Source organism: Marinobacter sp. OP 3.4, assembly GCF_036224885.1.
Taxonomy (GTDB): domain Bacteria; phylum Pseudomonadota; class Gammaproteobacteria; order Pseudomonadales; family Oleiphilaceae; genus Marinobacter.
The window spans coordinates 1-4,151 of the sequence record NZ_JAVVLT010000068.1 but is presented as its reverse complement, the minus strand read 5'-3'; the positions used below and the strand labels follow the sequence as shown (position 1 = coordinate 4,151).

Below are 4,151 nucleotides of genomic sequence, written 5' to 3'. Positions count from 1 at the left end.
GCAAAGCTGAGCTTAATTGACAATAAGCGCGCGAATTAACCGAACGGGACACTAGGCTTATTTCATAACTGACAAACACCGGTTTAGAATCTGTCTATTTCCTATTATTATTAGTTTTAGCTTTTTTCTAGTTCTAGTTATATTTTGAAATAACATTTTCACTGAATCATAGTATGTTCTTGAGGTATAGATTAGCTTTCCATCAGCTCCATAAGAGAAGTATTCATCTATTACCACTGCAACATTGTCAAACTCTTGGCCAATGACCCGATGTGAATTCTTACTAGTAACTTCAGAATATGACTCATGGTGTTCATTGTTATATTGAGATGGCGTCAACCGTAGAACCTCCCAGCCCTCGCTACTTATCAGGGAGATATAATTTTTAACATTTGATGAGTCGGTAAAGTAATCGAAGTCAATATTCCCACAATTTGATACAGCTATATTGTTTCTTTTATTATCGAATAGCACTTTAATGAAATTCGCAATCTCTTTGTTTGTCCTTATTTTGTCCGACAAGCTATATTTGTAAGCACCAACAATAGAATTAATCTTGCCTTCAATATTTGTATGCGCTTCGGACCTTGATAGTGTTTGCTGCCTGTCATATGAAAAAATACAATGGGTATTTTTCGACGCTGCTTCTGCTATTAACTTGTCGAACTGATTTGCGTATATTCGTTGTGTTTCATCGACTACAACTAGATCGACATTGGTCAAGTCGTAATTTCTAAAATCTCTTATGGAGACGATATGCCAGCCTGAGTTGATTAGCCTTTGGTGCCCATCATTCAACTGCCCACAATGCACAACTACGGTTTTCATAGCCCCCATACGAGACTTTACAATATCGTATGTCAACAAAGTTTTTCCTGTGCCTGCTGCTCCAGTTAGTGAAATAACAGAGGCTGAAGAGCTCGTGATGTTTTTAGTAATTTGATTTTTTATTGTCTCTTGCTGTCCAGTCAGAAAATACTGTCCAGCTAGAAACTTGGTCGTTGAATTAAATGGAGAGACCAGATAGTCAGAAGGGTTGAAAAGAACATCAGGGCTTTCGAGCTTAATTAAGTTTTGACTAGTCAACAACTGGACTAGCGATTCTAATGGTACGGTTTCGATATCACCCGAAGAGTTCAATTGATATAAAACCTTGCTTGTAGCAACAAAACAATAGTTGTGGATGACTTTATTAATATGGTGAAGATAATATTTGTTTCTCGTTAACTGATTTTTTATCTTTTCTTCAGTGCTTTCATTTTTAATCTCAACATTTACTATGTAATTTGACCCAAAGCGGAGCAAGTCAAACTCTTTGCTTATGTGTTGTATTTTATAGCCAACATAAAAATCATTGTAAATGTTGACAAATGACAACAGAGATAACATCTCGTTTATCAATACTTTTATATCACCCAACTCTGCATCATCAATATCTATTTCATAGTGCTCTCTGAATGACTTGTACTCGTCAGGAGCTAATGACTCATGAGCCTGAGAAAGAGATAATAAGTTAATACTTTTCATAAAATTTAATAAATTTCCAACACCGAATTTAGATATTTGAATTCTCAGAACCCTGTGAGATAGTCAGATAGCTTGCCTTAGCAACTAACGCCGCAATCACCCGCTTGTCGGGTGCATTGCTTTGTTATGCGCTTTCTCTGCAAGTGCGTTGATCGCACATTCATCTAACCGGGCACGCCGTACCTCTTCGAATATCCGAGCGCCCGAGCGCTCGTAGAAGCTCCTTCCTCGATCATTGTCGGTAGCCACGATCCAGTCAATACGCCCGCAGCCAGTATTCTGAGCGAGGATACACAGCTCTGAGAGTAGAGCTTCGCCCACACCGCTTCCCCGGAACTGCGGATAGACAAACAGATCGTCTAGCCAGATGCCAGGCTTGGCAATGAACGTGGAATAGATACTGTAGTACGTCGCGATACCCACGGCCTCGCCTGACTTCATGGCCAAGAGCGCAAACGCCTTGGGTTGTTCGGAGAAGAAAGCTTCCTCAATGTCAGCTTCCGTAGATTGAAGCGAATTCAAACACCCATCGAATTCCGCTTTTCCTCGAACAAGGTCGAGTATCGCAGGAACGTCCGCTTTTTCTGCCTTCCTGATTTCAATAATAAGAGTACCCTCTCTATGGATGCGCATAACGCCGCCAACACGCGCAGCTTTGTAGTGAAGGCGAAGCCGCAACCGAAATGGTGTCGCTATGCTTGGATTGGTTAGTGGCAGACGCCCGTGACGTTGGCTCTTGCCCAAAGCAGGCTCCCATGAAGCGTTGGCCGCCTACATTCTCTGCGGAGTGGTTGCCTCTCTAGTTCAGGCAACCAGCAGGTGACGTCTAACCGCGTGCTGTGCATCAGTCTTTCATATTCTTCCACGCGAATACCGAGGCCAAAATAATGATACCGATGGCAGCACCAAAGTATAACGTAGCGATCGTAGCGCCAATCTCTACCGCCTGCTCAAGGAACAGAACCACCAGTATCACAACAGCCACTTGGCTTACTGTTATCTTCAAATCATGGAAGCTCTTAATGTCCAGAGGGTTTTGGGATTCTCTGTCATCATCAGACACCGGACGGATGAACAGACGATACAGGCTAACCGCCATGATCTGAAAAGTAATAGCGATCAGCAGGAGATCCAACAGCTTCAGGAGGCGAACCGCGAGGCTCTTGCCGTCGTCAGCAGAGACAGGTATATCACGTACTACATCCAGTGCGGTATTCCAGATTATGTTAACCGAGGCACCATACAAGAGCAAAGATGACACCGCACAGATAACGACTGCCACCCACACCATAAACCGACTACTTCTGAAAACTCTCTCGATCATAATTTCTCCGGGCCGCGTCACAACGTCAGTTACAGACTCACAATTTTCTCTTAGTCGGTTTCACCGGACCATCTACTATCTCGTTAATCAACCTCTAGATTGTGCTTTCTACGGCGTTAGCCGAACACTGGAGCTGTCGGATTACTGCTGGATTACTTCAAACGTTCGTGACCCTGACATGACCTGGAGAAAAGCCACTAACGCCGACCAACACGCGCGGTTACGGAATGGAGGCGCAGCCGCAATGCAGTAACCGTCGCCGTGATTGGTTTGGTTAGCTGAGAGTACCGAGAGTGCGATGAACCCTGATCCCTGGCAACCAACATGACAGCTTGCTCCGATGCCCTCTGGCACCGACAAATGCCGATGCACTGTGTTTAAACACCGCCTTTGATGCGGTGAACGAACCTGAACTCAAGATTAGCAGATCCGGACCGTATTTTCGGTGGATAGCCCCGCAAGGCGAACACCGATTTCTACACCAACACCTGCGACCGATTGAGCAACCAACCTGGACGCGGACTCTAAGGACCGGCCTTGGCAAAACCACGAACCTTGCCGGTTATGCTACCCGCTTTCGGCCAAGGACGGTGGCACCAAGCTACCCAAAAGGAACGAGGTAGTAGCAGCTAACAGCTTATTAGTTTGCTTTCTTATTAAACCGCAACACCATCACCCAGTCCAATACTGCTTCACAACCTGAATAACCTCGATTTTTCAGATCATTACCCCTCCATCTCAGGGGGCTTTTGAGCTTTTGGTTCTGTGAAAAGTGTGCACGCGGGATATTTATGCACGTTTTTGCACGTTAAATCCAGTGGGTCGAATTTTTCCCATGCTGAAACAGATACCTACAGAGATGCATTGTGAAAAGCGAGCAGGGCCGTGCAAATTAAGCCGCAAGAATTTTGGCGTTTTTGGGTGTTTTTTATTATAACTGTACGTACATACAGCATTCAGCCACGGAGGGCGAGCGTGTCGAAATCACCGTTTCTACAATCGGTCCGCACAGAAATTAGGACAAAGCAGTACAGCTACCGAACCGAGAAGTCCTATCTTTACTGGGTTCGTCAGTTCATCCTTTTCAATGACAAGAAGCACCCAAAAGTCATGGGTAATCACGAAATTGAGCGTTTCCTGAATCACCTCGCCGTCAATCGGGGAGTCAGTCCGGGCACTCAAAATCAGGCGCTATGCGCGATTATTTTTGTCTACAAGCATGTGCTGAAGCGGGAGATTGAAAACTGGCAAGCCCCCGATATCCTAGACGCCTGACAGCTGCTTAAAATACTGCTTTTCG

The 4,151-nt window shown here is 44.8% G+C and carries 4 protein-coding genes; 1 reads left to right on the top strand and 3 read right to left on the bottom strand.

What is annotated here, in order from left to right:
• Positions 1-57: 57 nt before the first annotated feature.
• The 3 genes from RO069_RS12325 to RO069_RS12315 form a co-directional block, all read right to left on the bottom strand.
• On the bottom strand, positions 58-1,527 hold the full coding sequence (locus tag RO069_RS12325; protein ID WP_328187866.1) for an AAA family ATPase: 1,470 nt from the start codon (positions 1,525-1,527) through the stop codon (positions 58-60).
• A gap of 96 nt (positions 1,528-1,623) precedes the next feature.
• Entirely contained in the window at positions 1,624-2,271 is a 648-nt protein-coding gene (locus RO069_RS12320) for a GNAT family N-acetyltransferase (protein ID WP_015278138.1), read from the bottom strand.
• A 100-nt stretch (positions 2,272-2,371) separates the two neighbouring features.
• On the bottom strand, positions 2,372-2,851 hold the full coding sequence (locus RO069_RS12315) for a YqhA family protein (RefSeq protein WP_011786640.1): 480 nt from the start codon (positions 2,849-2,851) through the stop codon (positions 2,372-2,374).
• Between the two features lie 975 nt (positions 2,852-3,826).
• Between RO069_RS12315 and RO069_RS12310 the strand changes: the two genes are divergently transcribed.
• Complete coding sequence (locus tag RO069_RS12310) at positions 3,827-4,126, top strand: site-specific integrase (RefSeq protein ID WP_328187864.1); 300 nt, start codon at positions 3,827-3,829, stop codon at positions 4,124-4,126.
• Positions 4,127-4,151: the final 25 nt, after the last annotated feature.

What these genes read in the sequence shown, in the direction of transcription:
- RO069_RS12325 (WP_328187866.1), bottom strand. Translation starts at nt 1,527, where the DNA reads ATGAAAAGTATTAACTTATTATCTCTTTCTCAGGCTCATGAGTCATTA.
- RO069_RS12315 (WP_011786640.1), bottom strand. Translation starts at nt 2,851, where the DNA reads ATGATCGAGAGAGTTTTCAGAAGTAGTCGGTTTATGGTGTGGGTGGCA.